Genomic DNA, 17,169 nt, shown 5'->3' on the forward strand with positions numbered 1-17,169 from the left:
GATTTAAAGGCATTAAAGGGATTTGATAAGGACAAAGGATACGGCTGGCGCAGGACGCGCGGTCGCGACCTCCTTGAGCAGGATGCCCAGGGGGGGAGGCAGGAAGCCGACAGGGACGTACATCGTCGCCCGGTGTTGCACAGTGACGTGCAGCCGGGCGACGTTTTTTATGGGCGATGGTTTCTGTTGAGTGCCCTGCCGGGTGCTCGCGCCGACATCGCTCCCGTCGTGATTGCCGGCGCAACTTGCCGGTGCGCCCGTTTGCCGGCGTGCGCCGTCGCCTTGGCGGCGGACACCGATGGCGAGTCGCGATGCGCGCAAGGTGTCGGGGTGGCGCTGCGTGCGTGCCGATTGCGCCCACGCACCGCCGAGCGGATGGGCACGAGGCAACGGCCGCCAGCCTCGATGCGTGTTTCCGCACCCGATCGTGCAGAATGCGCCGATGGATTGGTGCCACATGCCTTCGCGGGTGATCCCCGCCACCGACTATCGCCGCGAGCGCTGGCGCAACGGACTGGGTTGGACCCGGGAGATCCTGCGCCTGCCGCAGCCCGGCAACGACGACTGGCTGCTGCGCTTGTCTATCGCCGAGATCGAGCAGGACGCGGCCTTTTCCAGCTTCCCCGGCATCGACCGGGAGCTGGTGCTGCTGCGCGGCGCAGGCCTGCGCCTGCGCTTCGACGACGGCGCGGTGCATCTGCTTGAGCCGCCGTACGCGCGGCTGCGCTTCGCCGGCGAGCGGCCGCTGCACGGCGAACTGCTCGACGGCCCCACCCACGACTTCAACCTGATGTGGCGCCGCGATCGCCTGCGCACGCAACTGCTGCACAGGCCGCTGGTTGGGCCGATGCTGTTCTTCGCCGAACCGGGAATCGGTTGGGTCGTTCATCTTCTGGCAGGGCAGGCGCGGTTCGATACGGACTGCGGATTGCCGCCGCTAGCTGCCGGCGACAGCGCCTGGTTGAGCGCCAACGCCAGGCAGCGCTTCGCTTTGCGCGGTGGTGGCGAGCTGCTGGCGATCCGCATCGAACCGCTGCCGACACCCGCCGACTGAACTGTCGGCAGCGCGCGCGCGGCGCTTGCGGCGTCGGCACCAACCGCGTCCAATGCGCGGACGCGGCTATCCCGGAGCCGTGGAGCGGAACGAAAGGTGGCCTCGGACAACAGTAGGTGGTTGGCGAAAGTAGTGGTGGTGGACGAAGACGCGGCCTTGCGCGACCGGATTCGCGATTATCTGGCCCGTTTCAATTTGCAGGTGCACGATGCCGAAAACGGCCCGCAGCTTTACGCGCAGCTGGCGGCCGATCGCTACGACGCAGTGTTGCTCAATGCCGGCCTCAGCGGCGGCGAAGGGCTGAACCTGTGCCGGCAGCTGCGCGACGGCGGCGGCATCGCGATCGTGATGATGGCCGATCAGGCCGAGCCGGTGGACCGCGTGATCGGCCTGGACCTGGGTGCGGACGATTACCTGACCCGGCCGCTGGACTTGCGCGAACTGGTGGCGCGGCTCAACGCGGTGCTGCGGCGTACCCGCGTGGCGCCGTCGCCGGCCCCGGCGCAAGACGGCCAGTGGCAGGTCGATGCCTATCGTCACCAGGCGGTGACCCCGGACGGCCGCGCGATCCCGTTGTCGCCTAGCGAACTGCGGCTGATGGCGGTGTTCCTCGACCAGCCCGGCAACGTGCTCAGCCGCGAAGACCTGCGGGCGGCGATCGGCGACAGCGACGGCAGTGCTCCCCAGGGTGGTCGCGGCATCGACCTGCAGGTCTCGCGGCTGCGGCAGAAACTGGGCGACGATCCGCTGGTGCCGCAATGGATCCGCACCGTGCGCGGCAAGGGCTACCTGTTCGAGCCGCATCGGCTGGGAATGCCCGCCGCACGCTGATCCCGCATCGCATCGCATCGCATCGCGCCGTGCGGCAAGCGGTGTGGATGGCTGTGAGCCGAGCCTGCACGCTCGGCCATGGTTTCGGTGGCGTCGTCTGTCGGCGCCGCTTGCGGGGGCGTGTTGTCACTCGCATCGCCAGCGATCGCCCTGCATGCGATTTCACCTGCGGCGGCGCCTCACACGCGGAACATCTGCAAGGCGATCTGTTCCCATGTGGCGCGCGGTCCGCTGACCGGAGCCTGCTGCATGCACACGCCGAGATCGCAATCGGGCCTGATCAATGCGGCGACCATGAGCTGGCGCCGCAGGGTCGGCGCGTCGTCGCCGTCGCGCAAGCCTTAGGCGTCCAGCAGTGCCGTCGCCAGCAGCGGGTTGCCTTGCGCCATGAAGATCAGCGGCGTCAGCAACTCGAACAGATCGCAATGGCCGACGATCGCATCGTCGCAATCGAGCAGGTCGCTCAGGGTCCCTTGGCCGTGGTCCTTACGCGCCATCAAGTTCCAGGGATGGATGTCCATGTGCATGAAGCGCGGCTGCTTAGGCGGCGAAAAATCGCCGGCCGCTGCGATGTGCAGCGTAGCAACGAAGCCGTCGTATGGATGGACGTCGTCAGATCAGTGCAATTGCCGAGTGCGGGCTTCATCGGCCAATGGCGGGCGCAGGCGAAGCAAAGCAAAAGCGCTGCGGCCATCGCCGCGCAGGCAGCGCTCAGTACACGTCGCGCCGATAGCGCCCTTCCAGCAGCAGGGTTTCCTTGCCCAGCAGCCCCAGCACGTCCTCCAGCACCGCGTCCACGCCGGGGGCCATGCCGCGCAGGCTGCCGCACACGTAGATCGCCGCGCCTTGCGCCACCCAGTCGCGCAGGTGCGGCGCGGCCGCACGCAGGGCGTCCTGCACGTAGCGGTGCGCGCCGGCGTCGCGCGAGAACACCGCATCCAGCCGCTGCAATGCGCCGTGCGCCAGCCAGGTGCGCAGTTCCCCGCCGTAGTGGTCGTCGTGCGCGGCATGGCGTTCGCCGTACAGCAGCCAGGTGCGGCTGGCGCCGGCGTCGATGCGCGCGCGCAGGTGCGCGCGCAGCCCGGCGATGCCGGTGCCGTTGCCGATCAGGATCAGCGGCTGTGCCGGATCGGCGGGCGGGTGGAAGTTCGGATTCGGGCGCAGCCGCAGCGCGATCTCGGCGCCGATCGGCGCGGTATCGCATAGCCAGCCGCTGCCCAGGCCGGGCGTGCCGTCCGCGTGCAACGCGCGGCGCAGCAACAGGCGCAGCGCGCCGTCGCTAGGCATCGAGGCGATCGAGTATTCGCGATGCGGCAATGGCTGCAGGCGCGTGGCCAGCGCTGCGGGCGCGCTGCCGGCGGCTTGTTGCGGATCGGGCAGGTGGCTGCGTGCCAGCAGCGCGGCCAGCGTGGTCGGCGCCTGGCCGGGACGCGGCAATGGTGCCGAACCGTCCAGGCCGCTGGCCTGCAGCCAGGCCTGCACCGCGGCGTCGCCATGACACGGACCGATCTCGGCCAGGTCGCCGGCCTGCCAGAGCGGCAGCGCGCCGTCGGCGGGCTGCAGCGCCAGCTCGAACACCGCGCTGCCGACGCTGCCGGGATTGCACAGACGCCGTTGCTGCAACTGCCAGCGCTGGTAGGCCGGCGCGTTCCAGTCGGCTTGCTCGCTGCTGCCGGCGAGCTGGCCGAGCAATTGTTGCCAGTGGCGCAGCGCTGCGGCGTCGGCGTTGTCCACGTCGATGCGGTCGAACAGCGGGTGCGCGCCGCGCTGGCGCAGCCAGGCATCGAGCTGGCGGCCGAACGCGCAGAAATGATCGTAGCGGCGATCGCCCAGCGCCAGCACTGCGTAGCGCAGCTGCGGCAAGGGCGGTTGTTGCGCCATTGCGGTGCGCAGGAACGGCAGCGCGTGGTCGGGCGGATCGCCTTCGCCGCTGGTGCTGACCACGAACAGCGCCTGGCGTGCGCCGGCCAGTTCGGCCGCGGAGATTTTCTGCAGGGGCAGCACGCGTACCGCCTGGCCCGCCGCGCGCAATGCCGCCGCGCTGCGCAGCGCCAGTTGCTGGGCGAAGCCGGTCTGGCTGGCCCAGGCCAGCAGCAGCGTCGCGTCGCCCTGCTTGCCCGTGCGCCGCGCGCCGCACCACCACAGCCACGCGCACGCCAGCGCGTACGCCGCGGCGACCAGCGCCGCGTAGACGATGCGCTGCTGCGATGGCGCACCGTTCCACCAGGGCTGCGGATGCAGCCGCAGCAGCGCATAGCCGATCGCGCCCAGCAGCGCGAACGTCGCCACGTGCCCGATGCCGTTCCAGTTGCGTGGCGAGCGCGGCCGGGTCATGCGTCGAGCAGCGCGGCGAAGGCGCTGCTGAGCCGCTCCTGCACGCGTTCGCCATCGCGCAGCAGGAAGCGTGCCGCCAGCCGTTCGCGCTCGGCGCAGGCCAGGCCGGCGTCGGCGCCGAGCACGCTCAGCGCGGTGGCCCAGGCATCGGCGTGCATCGCATCGGCGGCGACCACGCTGACCGCCGCCAGCGCCGCCGCGATCGGCATGCCGCTGCGCGGATCCAGGGTATGGCTGTAGCGCTGGCCGTCTTGTTCGAAGCGGTGCCAGCGATCGCCGGAGGTGGCGACCGCGCGGCCGTCCAGCGCCAGCACCCGCGGCGGCGTCGCCGCCTGCGCGTCCTCGTCGGGTGCCGATTCCACCAGCACCCGCCACGGCTGCCCATCGGGCTTGCGGCCATAACCGTAGAGTTCGCCGCCAACCTCGACCAGCGCGCTGGCCACGCCCTGCGCCTGCAGTGCGCGCACCGCCAGATCCACGCCGTAGCCCTTGGCGATCGCCGAAAGATCCAGGCGCAGGCCGCCGGGCTGGCGCAGGCTGGCGCCGCTCTCATCCAGCACGAGTTGCCGCCAATCGCCGGCCGTGCGCGCCTGGCGCAACGCATCCGCATCGGGCACGCGCCGACTACCGGCGTCGGCGCCGAAACCCCACAAGCCCAGTACCGCGCCGATCGTCGGATCGAACGCGCCGTCGCTGCGCCGCGCGATGTCCAGCGCGCAGCGCAGCACCTCGGCGAACGCCGCGGGCAGCGCGTGCACGCTGCCGGCGGCGGCGCGGTTGTAGCGGCTGATGGCCGAGTCCGCTTGCCAGGTGCTCATCTGCGCGACCACCTGGTCGAGCTGCGCCTGGATCGCCGCGTGCAGCGGATGCAGGTCGCGACCGCGGCGCAGCACCAGTTTCGCGCTCCAGGTCGTGCCCATGCTCTGCCCGCGGAGGGTGGCGATCTCGGTCTCGGCGTCGGCGCGCGCGTGCGGCGCGTTCATGCCGCCGCGTGCCGGCTCGCGCAGGAGCGGCGCGCGGTCACTGCGGCAGCACTTCCAGCGTCGCCACGTAGCTGAGCCGGCGCTGCCTGGCCTGCGGCAGCGAGGTTTTGGCGTCCTCGCTGCTGCTCTGCAGCCAGTACATGCCCGCTTCCGGCCAGGTCACGCTGAAGCGGCCCTGCGCGTCGGTGGTGAGCTTCAGTGCGTCCTGCGCGTTGCGGTAGCGGGTGCCGCCACGCACGATCGCCACGTCCAGCCCGGGCGCCGGCTTGCCGTCGATGTGCAGCGTGAAGGTGGCCTGCTCGCCGGCGAACAGGTCGTTGGGATGGGTCACCGGCAGCAGTTCCAGGCCGCGGCCGCTGGGGGTGAGCGCGGTCCGGTTGGGAGCGCCGTTGGTGACGAAGGTTTCCACCCGGCCCAGCGCCTGCGACACCTGCAGGTCCTGCGCGTCCTTCGGCACTTCGCTGGTGAAGCTGGCGGCATTGCCGCGCCAGCGCTTGCGCTGGCCGTTCTCGTTCCAGTTGGCGAACAGACCGTCATTGACCAGGGCCAGGCGATAGGTGCCGGTCTGCATCAGCTCCAGGTCGAACACGCTGCGATACTTGCCGGTGGCCGGGTTCTGCGGCTGCACGGCGCTGCCGTCGGGCGCGGTGATGAGCAGGGTGTCCAGGCGCAGCGGCACGTGGTTGAAGTAGAACAGGTCGTTGGACACCGCTGCATCGACGGTGATTCACGGCCGCTCGCCGGCCAGCACGGTCTGCGAAGGTTGCAGCCAGGCTTTGTGGGCCAGGGCGGAGAACGGCACGACCGCGGCGATGGCCAATGCCAGCACGAAACAACGCTTCATGGACTTGCTCCTTGCGACGAAAAGGGGAATCACGGTGTTGCGCTCAGGCGCACCGCGCCCAGCTCGCTGCTGCCTTGTGCGTTGCCGATTGCGCCAGCCTTGGCTGGCCACGCGAACGGGATTTTCAGCAGCTCGCGGCCGCCGACTTCGCGCGCGGCTTCGACCACCAGCGTGTACTGGCCCGGCGCCAGGCCCTTGAGTTGCTGCGCATCGGTGAACGCCAGTGCGTGCTTGCCGGCCGGGCGGGTCGGGCCGCTGACGCCGTCCACCGGCATCTGCAACGTACGCCCGCTGCGCCGCCACCATTGGCGCAGGTCCGGCAGCCACTTGTTGCCGTGGCCTTCGGCGCTGTCGCTGGACTGGTACCAGACCGCCAGGTTGCGCGCGAGCTGCTGGTCAGCGCCTTCCACCCAGATCGCGACATAGGGGCGGTGGTATTCGGCGACGTTGAGCTTGGGAATCTCCATGTCCAGTTCCAGCGTGGCCGCATACGCGGGCATTGACAGCAGGCCGCTCAGGGCGATGGTCAGGGTGACGCGCATGCGAGGCTCCATGGGTGAACGAGGCGGGGCGGGTCAGTGGATCAGCAGCAGTGCGATCAGCAGCGGAATCAGCAGGCCCAGCCCGACCAGCGGCCAGGTCATGCGCCGCTGCCGCGCATGCAGCTGCAGCAGGAACAGGCCGGTGCTGCAGAACACCAGGCAGGCCAGCGCGAACAGGTCGATGAACCAGCCCCAGGCCGGGCCGGCATTGCGGCCCTTGTGCAGGTCGTTGAAATAGGAGATCCAGCCGCGCTCGGTGCGTTCGTATTCGACCGCGCCGCTGCCGCGGTCGATGCTCAGCCAGGCATCGCGGCCGGGGCCGGGCAGGGCCAGGTACACCTCGTCGGCCGACCACTCGGCCGCTTGCCGGCCCAGGCGCAGCGCCAGTTCGCGCTCCAGCCAGGCCGACACCGGCCGCGGCAGCGGCGCGTCGCCCTCGGCCTGGACGGCGAGGCGCTGCAGCAACGCAGCCGGCAACTGCGCGCTGCGGTTGAGCACCTGCGGCCTGGCCTCGATGCGCGCGGCGTGGTTGAGGGTGAGTCCGGTCGCGGCGAACACCAGCATGCCGATCAGGCACAGCGCTGCGCTGATCCAGTGCCACTGGTGCAGTGTGCGCAGCCAGAAGCCGCGGCGCTGCTGCGCCGTGACCAGATCGTGAGAGGGGGAATCGGACAATGCGGCAGTCGCAGAGGCGGGGCGAACTGCATTCTACATAAATGAGAATTAGTCGCAATTGCGGCAGGGCTGCTGCCACGTGCGCGACGCCGGAGACACCGAGGTCGCAACATCGACGCAGCGACGCCGACCGTGTTCACCGCCCGGCTCAGGTTTCGGACCAGTCGCGCAGCAGGTTGTGGTAGACGTTGCTCAGCCGCAGCAGCGCCGCGGCATCGGCCTTGGTGGCGGTCAGCGCCTGGATCGCCGTGTCCAGCTCGAACAGCGACTGGCGCCGGCCGGCGTCGCGCACCAGGCTCTGCACCCAGAAGAACGCAGCCAGGCGCGCGCCGCGGGTGACCGGCAGCACGCGGTGCAGGCTGCTGGACGGATACAGGATCAGGTCGCCGGCCGGCAACTTCACCTCGTGCTCGCCGTAGGTGTCGCTGATCACCAGTTCGCCGCCGTCGTACTCCTCCGGCGCGGACAGGAACAAGGTGCAGGACAGGTCGGTGCGCAGGGTCAGCGCCGGCTGCGTGGCGTTGGCGGCCTGGGTCATCACCGCGCCATCGACGTGGAAGCCGTACTCGCCGCCGCCTTCGTAGCGATTGAAGCGCGGCGGGATCGTGCGCAGCGGCAGCGCGGCGGCGAAATACAGCGGGCTGCGCGCCAGCGCGTTGAGCACCGCCTGGCCGAGTTCGTGCTTGAGCGGCGCGGCGTCGGGCAGTTGCAGGTTGCGCTTGACCTGCGCGCCCTGGGCGCCGACCGTCTCGCGGCCGTCGGTCCAGTCGGCGCCGGCCAGCGCCTGGCGCAAGCGCGCGACTTCGTCGGCGCTGAGGATATCGGGGATGTGCAGCAGCATGGGGTGCTCCGGCCGCGGCCGCCTTCGGCTGAAGGCGGCCGCGGCGCGTGGATGGAGGACGCCGCCGCGGTCAGAACTTGAGTTCGGCGCTCAGCATCGCCGAGCGCGGCGCGCCCGGCGTGTAGCGGAAGCCGCTCTTGTTGATGGCCGCGACATACTCCTTGTCGAACACGTTGTACACGTTCAGGCGCAGATCGAAGTGGTCGTTGATCGGGTAGATCAGCACCGCATCCCATACCGTATACGACTTCACCAGGGCCGGCGTGCCCACCGCGCTGTCGCTGCCGCGCTTCATCGCGCCGGAGTAGCGGGCGCCGCCGCCGACGCTCAGGCCGAACGGCAGGGTGTAGGTGGTCCACGCGGTGAATGCGCTGTCAGGGGTGTAGGCCAGGTCCATGCTGCCGTCCTGCGACACCTTGGCGCCTTGCTGCACCTGTGCGTCGAGCTTGGTGTAGCCGGTGGAGATCGACCAGTTGTCGCTGAGCTTGCCGACCGCCGACAGCTCCACGCCCTGCACCTGCTTCTCGCCGGTCTGGTAGTAGAGCCCGTCGCTGCCCTGCGCGATCTCGTTGCTGACGTCGGTGCGGAACAGCGCCATGGTCACGAACAGGCTGTCGTCCAGGAAGTTCCACTTGCTGCCGACTTCGGCGGTTCTGGCCTTCTGCGGGTCGAAGCGGGGGTTGTTGGCGTTGTTGGCCGATGCGCTCAGTTCCAGCGAACTGCCGCCCGGAGGCTGCTGCGAGATCGCGTAGTTGGCGTACAGGCTGACGTTCTCGGCTGCCTTGTAGACCGCGCCGAGCTTCCAGCTGAACAATGTATCGGAGATGTCCGCGTTCACGCCGACCGCGGTGGTGCAGGGCACCGCGGTGGAGGTGGCGGTGGTGCAGGTCAGGCTGTTGAAGTCGGTCTTGTAGTGGTCGGCGCGCACGCCGGCGGTGACCAGGACGCTGTCGCCGAACTTCAGTGTGTCGAAGGCGTAGGCCGAGAATGTGGTGGTGCTGCCCTTGCTGTGCGCGCCGTTGCGCGCGGTGAACAGCGGCGTGGTATTCCAGTCTGGGGCGTAGACGTTGGCCGGGTTGGCGGCCAGCCAGGCGGCGCGGCCGACGATGTTGTGACCCCAGCTCTGCAGCTCCTCGCGCGCGGCTTCCACGCCGGTGCTGAGGGTGTGCCGCACCGCGCCGGTGGCGAAGTCCACGCGCAGGTTCAGCTGGTCGGTGAGGATGGTGTACTGCTGGTCCTTGAACGTGGGCAGGCTGCGCGCCACCGTCCAGGTCGAGGTGTCGGCGGGGTTGGGCGTGCGCAGGTTGGCGGTGTTGGGCATGAACGCGAACAGCAGGTAGTCCTGTTCGTTGCGGCCCCAGCGCGCGGTGTTGGTCAGCTTGACCGTGTCGGAGACGTCGTGCTCGAAGCGGAACGTCGCCATCTTCGCGGTCACGTCGTCGTGGTCGTAGCGGGTGCCGTAGAAGTTCTCGCTGTCCACGCGCGGGGCGTTGCTCAGCCACGGACGCGCCGGATCGGGCGAGGTGTAGCCGGGCAGGCCGATGCTGGCCACGCCGCCGTCGGGTATGTTGTCCTGCTTCACGTACAGCAGGTCGAGGTAGTAGCGGGTGTCGCTGCCGAGGCCGAACACCAGCGACGAGGCCAGGCCCCAGCGCTTGTTGTTGACGTGGTCGCGGCCGAGCGCATCGCTGTCCTGGCCCATCACGTTCAGCCGCAGCGCGCTGCTGGCGCCCAGGGACTGGTTCCAGTCCGCGGTCAGGCGGCGCTGGTTGTCGCTGCCCCCGGACAGCGCGCCGCTGACCGTATCGTTCAGGTTCGCCTGCTTGGTCACCAGGTCGATCGCGCCGGTCGGCGCGCTGCGGCCGTTGTCGGTGCCGGCCGGGCCCTTCTCGACCTCGATCTGCTCGATGTTGAACACGTCGCGCGAGATCGAGCCCAGGTCGCGCACGCCGTCGACGAAGATGCTGCTGGAGCTGTCGAAGCCGCGCATGTAGATCGCATCGCCGGTGGTGGTGGTGCCGTTCTCGCCCACGTAGAAGGTGCCCACGCCCGGGCTGTTGCGCAGCGCCTCGGTCAGCGTGGTGGCGCCCTGTTCGTTGAACAGTTCCTTGCTGATCACGTTGATCGTCTGCGGGGTGTCGATCAGCGGCTGGGTGAACTTGGGCGAGTCCGGCGCTTCCACCAGGTAGCGCTTGGCACGCTGCGCTTCCACGTCGACCTTGCCGAGGGTGGTGGGCGGGTCGATGGCGGCAGCATCGGGATCGGCGGCGAGCGCGGGAGAGGACAGCAGGCTCAGACCGCTGAGCAGCGCGGCGGCGGTGAGGGTGTGCGCGGACGCCTGGTGGGAAACGGCGTGCTTGCGGCTCTTGATCGGGGAGGTCATGGACGGTTCGGCTATGCAGGATGGAGGGGCAGTCCGCCGCGCACGCCGCTGCCGTGTCCGCAAGGACAGGGAACTGCGTGAGAAGGTCGGAGGGTGGCCGGATGGACCGGCTGCCGCTGGCCGCTTAACGCGGACATCACATCTATTTCCGCGCAAATGCGAATTATTTGCAATATCTTTCGTGAAATTGCGTGACACGGCGGCGTCCGCCATCGGCTTCCCGCGGCCGCGGTTAGCTGCTGTCTTTCATTATAGGTGTTTGATAAATAAGTTATTTATGCGTAGATGCAGCGCTGCGCTCAGCCGCGGTCATCGCGGGTCCAGAGGCCGCCGTGTTGGCACTTCACCGGGAATTTCGGCACCGGGCTATAGGCCGGTGCGCACAGCGGGCGGCCGTCGCGCACGTCGAAGCGGGCGCCGTGCAGCACGCATTCGATGCTGCCTGTGGTGGCATCGAAGCTGCCGGGGGACAGCTCGTAGTCCTCGTGGCTGCAGCGGTCTTCCAGCGCGTAGAAGACGCCATCGAGGTTGAATACCACGATCGGGGTGGCGGTGACCTCGTCCCACACCGTGGCGGTCTCGCCCGGCAGCAGCGCGCCGTCGGCGCAGACGAAGGTCCAGGTCTCGCTCATGCAGCGCTCCCCAGCGGCTTCTCCAGCAGCTCGAAGCGCAGATCGTTGCGTCTGGGCGCGCCGAAGCGCGCGTCGCCGTAGGGGAAAGGTGTCTTGATCCCGGTGCGGCGGTAACCGCGGCGCTCGTAGAACGCGATCAGTTCCTCGCGCAGGTCGATCACCGTCATCCGCATCACCGGCAACCGCCATTCCTGCCAGGCGATGCGCTCTGCCTCGGTCAGCACGGTCTTGCCCAGCCCGCCGCCCTGCGCCTGCGGCTGCACCGAGAACATGCCGAAATAGCCGGCGCCGTCGTCGTCGGCGATGTGCGCGCAGGCGATCAGCTCGCCGTCGCGCTCGGCCAGCAGCACCAGGCTGCGCGGGCGCAGGATGTCGGCGCGCAGCAGCTCGCGATCGATGCGGTTGCCGTCGAGCAGATCGGCCTCGGTGGTCCAGCCGACGCGGCTGCTGTCGCCGCGATAGGCCGAGGTGACCAGGGCGGCGATCGCGTCGAGATCGGCGACGGTGGCGGGGCGAAAAGTGAGGGGGTGGGGCATCGGTCGATTTTAGCCGGAGTGGATCGGGACCGGGGACCAGGGACCCGGAAAGTCAAATGCAGGTCATGAACGCTTTCGCTTTTCCGGGTCCCCTGTCCCCGGTCCCGAAACAACTCACCCCAACAACTTCCTCACCTTCAGCAACGCCGCCACGAAGCGCTCGATCTCCGCATGCGTGTTGTAGAACGCCAGCGAGGCGCGACAGGTGGCGGCGACGCCATAGAACTGCAGCAGCGGGTGCGCGCAGTGCTGGCCGGAGCGGATCGCCACGCCTTCCAGGTCCAGCAGCGTGGCCAGGTCGTGGGCGTGCGCGCCCTCGACCAGGAACGACACCACCGCGGCCTTGCCGGGCGCGGTGCCGAAGATGCGCAGGCCGTCGATCTTCTGCAGTTCCTCGGTGAAATGCGCCAGCAGTTCGGCCTCGCGCGCTTCCACGTGCTGCAGGCCCAGCGCGCTGAGGTAGTCCACCGCCGCGCCCAGGCCGACGAAGCCGGCGATGTTCGGGGTGCCGGCCTCGAATTTGTGCGGCGGGTCGTTGAACACGGTGCCGTCGAAGCTGACTTCCTTGATCATCTCGCCGCCGCCGATGAACGGCGGCATCGCCTGCAGGTGCTCGCGCCGCGCCCACAGCGCGCCGGTGCCGGTGGGGCCGCACATCTTGTGCCCGGTGATGGCGTAGAAGTCGCAGCCGATCGCGGCCACGTCCAGGGTGCGGTGCGGCGCGGCCTGTGAGCCGTCGATGACGCTGACGATGCCGCGCTTGCGCGCCTCGCGGCAGATCTCGCGCACCGGATTGACCGTACCCAGCACGTTGGATACGTGGGTCAGCGCCAGCAGCTTCACGTCCGCGGTCATCGCCTTGCGCAGCGCGTCCAGGTCCAGCGCACCGTCGGCAGTGATCTCGGCGACCTTGATGCTGGCGCCGGTGCGTTGCGCGACCAGCTGCCACGGCACGATGTTGGCGTGATGCTCCATCCGCGACACCAGGATGCTGTCGCCGGCCTTCAGCCGCGGCAGCGCCCACGAATAGGCCACCAGATTGATCGCGAAGGTGGTGCCGCTGCACAGCACCAGTTCGTCGGCGCGCACGTTGAGGAAGCGCGCCAGCTTGGTGCGCGCGCCCTCGTAGGCATCGGTGGCCTCGGTGCCGAGCGCGTGTACCGCGCGGCTGACGTTGGCGTTGTAGCGGCGGTAGAACTCGTCCAGCGCTGCGATCACCTGCAGTGGCTTCTGCCCGGTGTTGGCGTTGTCGAAATAGATCAGCGGCTTGCCGTGCACCTGGCGCATCAGCAGCGGGAAATCGCTGCGGATCTTGTCCCAGTCCGGTGCCTGCTGCGGCGCCGTGGCGTGCGGGGCCACGCTGCTCATGCCACACCCGCGGCGGCGAGCGCTTGGTCCAGGCGCGCGACCAGGAACTCGCTTAGCCCCGCATCCAGCACGCGCAGCGGTTCGCGGCAGAATGCGGCGGTCAGCAGTTGCTGCGCGCGTTCGCGCGGCAACCCGCGCGAACGCAGGTAGAACAGCGCATTGGCGTCGAGCTGGCCGACAGTGGCGCCATGCGCGGCCTTGACCTCGTCGGCGTCGATCACCAGCACCGGCTGGGTGTCGATCTCGGCGTCGGCTGACAGCAGCAGGTTCTTGTTCGACAGGTTAGCATCGCTGCCGTCGGCGCCCTGGCGGATGTGGATACCGCCATGGAACACCACCCGGCTGCGCGCCGCGGCCACGCCGCGCCATAGCAGTTCGCAGGCGGTGTCGCGGGCGATGTGCTCGATGCCCAGGCGGGTGTCGATCTGGCGGCGGCCATTGCCGAGCAGCACGCCGTTGGCGATGAGCCGCGCGTTGTCGCCTTCCAGGCGCACGTTGAGCTCGTGCCGCGACAGCGCGCCGCCCAACTCCAGGTCGATGCGCCGGTACTGCGCGTCGCGCGCCAGCACCGCGTCGGTGCGCAGCAGCGCGGTGACGCCGGACCCATCCGCCTGCACCCGCGCGTGGGTCAGTTGCGCGCCGGCGGCCAGGTGCACGTGCGCCAGGGTGTTGCTCAGGTGCGCGGCCTCGCCCAGGTGCAGGTGATGCTCGACCAGCGACAGCGCCGCGTCCTGGCGCAGTTCGATCAGGTGGCGGTGGTGCCAGGCGTGGTCGCCGGCGCCGGTGGTGGACACGAACACCAGATGCAGCGGCACCGCGACCTGCACCCCGGCATCCACGCGCAACACGCAGCCTTCGTCGGCCAGCGCGGCGTTGAGCTGGGCGAACACTTCGTCGCTGCGCTCGAAGCGGCGGCCGAGGAAGCGCATCGCGTCGTCGCCGCTGCGCAGGATCGTGGACAGCCGCTGCAGCTCGACGCCGGCCGGCAGGCCGGCCAGGTCCGACAGCGCATCGCTGCCGCGGCCGTTGACGAACACCAGCCGCGGCGCGGGAATGCCGTCGACGATGGCCGCATCCACGGCTGGCGCCGCGCTCGGCGCCGGGCTGAAGCTGCGCCGCTCCAGCGCACGCAGCGAGGTGTACTTCCACGCCTCGCTGCGCGGGCCGGGCAGGCCGTCGCGCAGCGCCTGTTCCAGCGGCGCGCGGCGCGCGCCGTCGCCGTGGAAGGCGGCGGCCAGGGAGTCGAGCAGGGCGCTCATCGGACCGTCGCCTCCGGCGCCACACGGTCCTTCAACCATGCGTAGCCATGCGCTTCCAGTTCCAGCGCCAGTTCCGGGCCGCCGCTCTGCACGATGCGGCCGTCGGCCAGCACATGCACCACGTCCGGTTTGATGTAGTCGAGCAGGCGCTGGTAGTGGGTGATGACCAGGAACGCGCGCTCGGGCGAACGCAGCGCGTTGACGCCTTCGGCGACGGTCTTCAGCGCGTCGATGTCCAGACCGCTGTCGGTCTCGTCCAGGATCGCCAGCTTCGGCTCCAGCACCGCCAGCTGGAAGATCTCGTTGCGCTTCTTCTCGCCGCCGGAGAAACCTTCGTTGACGCCGCGGTGCAGCAGCTCGTCCTTCAGGTGCAGCACGGCGAGCTTCTGCCGCACCAGCTTCAGGAACTGCATCGAATCCAGTTCGGCCTCGCCGCGCGCCTTGCGCTGTGCGTTGAGCGCGGCGCGCAGGAAGTAGGTGTTGTTCACGCCGGGGATTTCCACCGGGTACTGGAAGGCCAGGAACAGGCCGGCGGCGGCGCGTTCTTCCGGTTCCAGCTCGAGCAGGTCGCGGTCTTCGAAGCGCACGCTGCCCTGCGTCACCTCATAGCCGTCGCGGCCGGCGAGGATGTTGCCCAGCGTGGATTTGCCGGCGCCGTTGGGCCCCATGATGGCGTGCACCTGGCCGGGCTGCACCTGCAGCGACAAGCCCTTGAGGATGTCCTTGCCGGCGACGGAAGCGTGGAGGTTTTCGATAGTGAGCATGCAGATGGTCCGTCAGAATTCTTGTGTAGCCCCTCTCACGCCGGGAGAGAGGGGTTGGGGTGAGGGTGCTGGCGAAGCGTCTCGTGGAGTTCGGGGGCGCGAGGCTTCGCCCGTACCCTCATCCGGCGCTTCGCGCCACCTTCTCCCGTAGGGAGAAGGGTAAGGCGTCAGCCGACCGAGCCTTCCAGCGACACTTCCAGCAGCTTCTTGGCTTCCACCGCGAATTCCATCGGCAGTTCGCGGAACACCTGCTTGCAGAAGCCGTCGACGATCATCGACACCGCGTTTTCCTGGTCGATGCCGCGGGCGCGACAGTAGAACAGCTGGTCGTCGCTGATCTTGGAGGTGGTGGCCTCGTGCTCGACCGTGGCGGTGGGATGCTTGACCTCGATGTACGGGAAGGTGTGTGCGCCGCACTGCTTGCCGATCAGCAGCGAATCGCACTGGGTGTAGTTACGCGCGCCCTCGGCGCTGCGCTCCACTTTGACCAGGCCGCGGTAGGTGTTTTGGCCGCGGCCGGCGCTGATGCCCTTGCTGACGATCTTGCTCTTGGTGCGCTTGCCGATGTGGATCATCTTGGTGCCGGTATCGGCCTGCTGGCGGTGATGGGTCAGCGCTACCGAGTGGAACTCGCCGACCGAGTCGTCGCCGAGCAGCACGCACGAGGGGTACTTCCAGGTGATCGCCGAGCCGGTCTCGACCTGGGTCCAGGTGATCTTGCTGCGCGCGCCGCGGCATTCGCCGCGCTTGGTCACGAAGTTATAGATGCCACCGACGCCGTTCTCGTCGCCCGGGTACCAGTTCTGCACCGTCGAATACTTGATCTCCGCGTCTTCCAGTACCACCAGCTCGACCACTGCCGCATGCAGCTGGTTCTCGTCGCGCATCGGCGCGGTGCAGCCTTCCAGGTAGGACACGTAGGCCTTGTCCTCGCACACGATCAAGGTACGCTCGAACTGGCCGGTGTGGCCGGCGTTGATGCGGAAATAGGTGCTCAGTTCCATCGGGCAGCGCACGCCCTTGGGAATGAACACGAAGCTGCCGTCGGAGAACACCGCCGAATTGAGCGCGGCGAAGTAGTTGTCGCCGACCGGCACCACGCTGCCCAGGTATTGCTTGACGATCTCCGGATGTTCCTTGATCGCCTCGGACATCGAGCAGAAGATCACGCCCTTCTCGGCCAGTTCCTTGCGGAAGGTGGTGCCGACCGAGACCGAGTCGAACACCGCGTCCACCGCCACGCCGGCCAGCCGGGCGCGCTCGTGCAGCGGCACGCCGAGCTTGTCGTAGGTGTCCAGCAGTTCCTTGGGCACGTCGTCCAGCGAGGCGTACTTCGGACCCTTCGGCGCGGAGTAGTAGCTCAGCGCCTGGAAATCGATCGGCGCGATGTTGAGCTTGGCCCAGTGCGGCATCGGCATCTTCAGCCAGTGCCGGTAGGCGGCCAGGCGCCATTCGGTCATCCACTCCGGTTCTTCTTTTTTGACGGACAGGGCGCGCACGACGTCTTCGTTCAAGCCGGGCAGGAACGCATCGGATTCGATGTCGGTGATGAAGCCGGCGTCGTAGCGACGTCCCAGCCGTTCCAGGATTTCAGCGTTTTCGGTGGCCATGGGGCTGCCTACAGGTCAGGTGGTCGCGAACTGCACGGCGATTGGACGCCGTCTGGTTTCGCCGGAAGAGGGAAGCGGGTGCAGCATCTGCGCCAGGGTCACGCCGCGCAGCGCGTCGGCGACCACGTCGTTGATCAGCCGCCAGTTGGAGCGCACGCCGCATTTCTGCGCGATGCCGCACTGGCTGTGGTCCTGGCTGCATTCGGTGATCGCCAGCGGGCCTTCCATCGCCTCGACGATCTGGATCAGGGTGATGGCATCGGCCGGCTGCGCCAGCCGGTAGCCGCCGTGCACGCCGCGCAGGCCTTCGACCAGCCCGGCCTGGGCCAGCGGCTTGAGCAGCTTGCTGACGGTGGGCGGCTCCAGACCGGACTGCTCGGCCAGTTCGGTCGCGCTCAGCACCTCGCCCGGACGCGCGGCGAGCACGGTCAGCACGACGGTGGCGTAATCGGTCAGCTTGGTGACGCGGAGCATGGGGCAAGGGCCGGAATTCAATGCGGACCGAAATTGTAC

17 protein-coding genes and 1 pseudogene are annotated in these 17,169 nt (G+C 68.8%); 2 read left to right on the forward strand and 16 right to left on the reverse strand.

Translation table 11 applies throughout. The features are described from left to right. Positions 1-457: 457 nt before the first annotated feature. Positions 458-1,054, forward strand: coding sequence for a HutD/Ves family protein (locus E4A48_RS03460; protein ID WP_058196400.1), 597 nt, complete (start codon positions 458-460; stop codon positions 1,052-1,054). A gap of 120 nt (positions 1,055-1,174) precedes the next feature. Continuing rightward, positions 1,175-1,885, forward strand: coding sequence for a response regulator transcription factor (locus E4A48_RS03465; protein ID WP_230812606.1), 711 nt, complete (start codon positions 1,175-1,177; stop codon positions 1,883-1,885). Positions 1,886-2,064: 179 nt separating this feature from the next. Here the strand turns inward: E4A48_RS03465 and E4A48_RS20400 are convergent, their stop codons facing one another. The 16 genes and pseudogenes from E4A48_RS20400 to E4A48_RS03540 form a co-directional block, all read right to left on the reverse strand. Beyond that, entirely contained in the window at positions 2,065-2,223 is a 159-nt protein-coding gene (locus E4A48_RS20400) for a hypothetical protein (RefSeq protein ID WP_155521924.1), read from the reverse strand. Between the two features lie 3 nt (positions 2,224-2,226). Beyond that, positions 2,227-2,463 carry a phosphotransferase gene (locus tag E4A48_RS03470; protein ID WP_312845575.1) on the reverse strand — a complete coding sequence of 79 codons (237 nt, stop codon included), beginning with the start codon at positions 2,461-2,463 and terminating at the stop codon, positions 2,227-2,229. Positions 2,464-2,596: 133 nt separating this feature from the next. Beyond that, positions 2,597-4,219, reverse strand: a complete 1,623-nt coding sequence (locus E4A48_RS03475; protein WP_142741901.1) for a sulfite reductase subunit alpha — start codon at positions 4,217-4,219, stop codon at positions 2,597-2,599. Then, positions 4,216-5,202, reverse strand: a complete 987-nt coding sequence (locus E4A48_RS03480; RefSeq protein WP_185910710.1) for an FAD:protein FMN transferase — start codon at positions 5,200-5,202, stop codon at positions 4,216-4,218. Before E4A48_RS03480 ends, E4A48_RS03475 begins: the two co-directional genes overlap by 4 nt. A 37-nt stretch (positions 5,203-5,239) precedes the next feature. Further along, positions 5,240-6,046: pseudogene (locus E4A48_RS03485) on the reverse strand (DUF4198 domain-containing protein). A gap of 29 nt (positions 6,047-6,075) precedes the next feature. Continuing rightward, on the reverse strand, positions 6,076-6,588 hold the full coding sequence (locus E4A48_RS03490) for a DUF2271 domain-containing protein (protein WP_058196397.1): 513 nt from the start codon (positions 6,586-6,588) through the stop codon (positions 6,076-6,078). A 33-nt stretch (positions 6,589-6,621) separates the two neighbouring features. Next, positions 6,622-7,263 (reverse strand): PepSY-associated TM helix domain-containing protein, encoded by a 642-nt coding sequence (locus tag E4A48_RS03495; protein WP_058196396.1) that lies wholly within the window; start codon positions 7,261-7,263, stop codon positions 6,622-6,624. Positions 7,264-7,411: 148 nt separating this feature from the next. Then, the gene (locus tag E4A48_RS03500; protein WP_058196395.1) at positions 7,412-8,104 is read right to left on the reverse strand and encodes a Fe2+-dependent dioxygenase; all 693 of its coding nucleotides are present in this window, start codon (positions 8,102-8,104) and stop codon (positions 7,412-7,414) included. A 70-nt stretch (positions 8,105-8,174) separates the two neighbouring features. Then, positions 8,175-10,487, reverse strand: a complete 2,313-nt coding sequence (locus tag E4A48_RS03505) for a catecholate siderophore receptor Fiu (protein WP_058196394.1) — start codon at positions 10,485-10,487, stop codon at positions 8,175-8,177. 299 nt (positions 10,488-10,786) lie between these two features. Next, positions 10,787-11,119: a non-heme iron oxygenase ferredoxin subunit gene (locus E4A48_RS03510; protein ID WP_058196393.1), complete on the reverse strand. Its 333-nt coding sequence runs from the start codon at positions 11,117-11,119 to the stop codon at positions 10,787-10,789. Continuing rightward, entirely contained in the window at positions 11,116-11,655 is a 540-nt protein-coding gene (locus tag E4A48_RS03515; protein ID WP_039005457.1) for a GNAT family N-acetyltransferase, read from the reverse strand. The genes E4A48_RS03510 and E4A48_RS03515 overlap by 4 nt, the downstream gene beginning before the upstream one ends. Before the next feature lie 114 nt (positions 11,656-11,769). Further along, entirely contained in the window at positions 11,770-13,023 is a 1,254-nt protein-coding gene (locus tag E4A48_RS03520; protein ID WP_058196392.1) for a cysteine desulfurase, read from the reverse strand. Beyond that, positions 13,020-14,282: a Fe-S cluster assembly protein SufD gene (gene sufD, locus E4A48_RS03525; protein WP_142741902.1), complete on the reverse strand. Its 1,263-nt coding sequence runs from the start codon at positions 14,280-14,282 to the stop codon at positions 13,020-13,022. Before sufD ends, E4A48_RS03520 begins: the two co-directional genes overlap by 4 nt. Beyond that, entirely contained in the window at positions 14,279-15,046 is a 768-nt protein-coding gene (gene sufC / locus E4A48_RS03530; RefSeq protein ID WP_039005454.1) for a Fe-S cluster assembly ATPase SufC, read from the reverse strand. The genes sufD and sufC overlap by 4 nt, the downstream gene beginning before the upstream one ends. A 167-nt stretch (positions 15,047-15,213) precedes the next feature. Further along, positions 15,214-16,656 carry a Fe-S cluster assembly protein SufB gene (gene sufB / locus E4A48_RS03535; RefSeq protein ID WP_039005453.1) on the reverse strand — a complete coding sequence of 481 codons (1,443 nt, stop codon included), beginning with the start codon at positions 16,654-16,656 and terminating at the stop codon, positions 15,214-15,216. Positions 16,657-16,671: 15 nt separating this feature from the next. After that, positions 16,672-17,130, reverse strand: coding sequence for an SUF system Fe-S cluster assembly regulator (locus tag E4A48_RS03540; RefSeq protein ID WP_039005452.1), 459 nt, complete (start codon positions 17,128-17,130; stop codon positions 16,672-16,674). Between the last annotated feature and the right edge of the window lie 39 nt (positions 17,131-17,169).

Origin of the sequence: Xanthomonas translucens pv. cerealis (genome assembly GCF_006838285.1) — a bacterium.
GTDB lineage: Bacteria > Pseudomonadota > Gammaproteobacteria > Xanthomonadales > Xanthomonadaceae > Xanthomonas_A > Xanthomonas_A cerealis.

Bases quoted from the DNA above. Each gene is read 5' to 3' on its own strand.
- E4A48_RS03460 (WP_058196400.1), top strand. From the start codon at position 458: ATGCCTTCGCGGGTGATCCCCGCCACCGACTATCGCCGCGAGCGCTGG.
- E4A48_RS03475 (WP_142741901.1), bottom strand. From the start codon at position 4,219: ATGACCCGGCCGCGCTCGCCACGCAACTGGAACGGCATCGGGCACGTG.
- E4A48_RS03480 (WP_185910710.1), bottom strand. From the start codon at position 5,202: ATGAACGCGCCGCACGCGCGCGCCGACGCCGAGACCGAGATCGCCACC.
- E4A48_RS03490 (WP_058196397.1), bottom strand. From the start codon at position 6,588: ATGCGCGTCACCCTGACCATCGCCCTGAGCGGCCTGCTGTCAATGCCC.
- E4A48_RS03500 (WP_058196395.1), bottom strand. From the start codon at position 8,104: ATGCTGCTGCACATCCCCGATATCCTCAGCGCCGACGAAGTCGCGCGC.
- E4A48_RS03505 (WP_058196394.1), bottom strand. From the start codon at position 10,487: ATGACCTCCCCGATCAAGAGCCGCAAGCACGCCGTTTCCCACCAGGCG.
- E4A48_RS03510 (WP_058196393.1), bottom strand. From the start codon at position 11,119: ATGAGCGAGACCTGGACCTTCGTCTGCGCCGACGGCGCGCTGCTGCCG.
- E4A48_RS03515 (WP_039005457.1), bottom strand. From the start codon at position 11,655: ATGCCCCACCCCCTCACTTTTCGCCCCGCCACCGTCGCCGATCTCGAC.
- E4A48_RS03520 (WP_058196392.1), bottom strand. From the start codon at position 13,023: ATGAGCAGCGTGGCCCCGCACGCCACGGCGCCGCAGCAGGCACCGGAC.
- sufD (WP_142741902.1), bottom strand. From the start codon at position 14,282: ATGAGCGCCCTGCTCGACTCCCTGGCCGCCGCCTTCCACGGCGACGGC.
- sufC (WP_039005454.1), bottom strand. From the start codon at position 15,046: ATGCTCACTATCGAAAACCTCCACGCTTCCGTCGCCGGCAAGGACATC.
- sufB (WP_039005453.1), bottom strand. From the start codon at position 16,656: ATGGCCACCGAAAACGCTGAAATCCTGGAACGGCTGGGACGTCGCTAC.
- E4A48_RS03540 (WP_039005452.1), bottom strand. From the start codon at position 17,130: ATGCTCCGCGTCACCAAGCTGACCGATTACGCCACCGTCGTGCTGACC.